General features: G+C 45.5%; 2 protein-coding genes. Both read left to right on the forward strand.

Going from position 1 to position 786, the window contains the following annotated elements:
- A partial coding sequence (locus tag A3729_RS04885) for a FixH family protein (protein WP_068633296.1) occupies positions 1–465 on the forward strand: 465 nt, incomplete at its 5' end.
- A gap of 11 nt (positions 466–476) precedes the next feature.
- The coding region (locus A3729_RS04890) for a heavy metal translocating P-type ATPase metal-binding domain-containing protein (protein WP_197475568.1) at positions 477–786 on the forward strand (310 nt) is incomplete at its 3' end.

The raw sequence follows: 786 nt of genomic DNA on the forward strand, positions 1-786 counted from the left end.
ATACTCAGCAGCATTATGGTAACTGTTGCTGTTGTTGGTCGTGACACTCTGGTTAGCGACAACTATTACAAGGATGGCATGGGTATAAACCAGACGATTGAACAAGATAATATGGCGGATGACCTCGGCTTGAAACCAACCTTAGAAATTGTTGATCAAGCCATCATTATTGAGCTAGTCGGTGACAAGTATCACCCTACTCTCCAACAACAAGCCTTTTTAACCTTGAAGATTCTACACCCAACCGTGGGAGACCAAGATCAAGTTATCAAGCTTCTGCCGACACCATCAGGCCAGTTTGTTGGAGATTTAACATCACCAGTTGATGGCCGTCGATATGTCGACCTCTATGCCTTTGACGAAAGCTGGCGGATTAGAGAAGAAGTCAACTTCCCGACAGGAAAAGTAACGCTTAATATAGGTGGCACCGAAAATAACGAGACTGCTAGCAAGTCGCAGGACTAGGTTGGCAACACATGTGCAAGACTTGCTACCACTGCAATGAAGAGATTCCAAAAGGCTTTAGCGCAAAGCTTGAGATTGGCGGAGAACAACAATCGTTTTGTTGTTATGGTTGTTTAGCGATCGCAGAAACCATTGTCTCTGGTGGTCTCGATAACTTCTATCAACACCGCACTGAAGCCTCATTAAAGCCCGACGACTTCACCGACGCACAACGCGATGAACTACTTCTTTATGATGACCCGGCGCTACAAACTGACTTTGTTACGGTAGATGGCAAACAGTCTGATGCTGCACTTAGTATCTCAGGAATTACCTGTGCCG

It is taken from the genome of Oleiphilus sp. HI0043 (assembly GCF_001634935.1).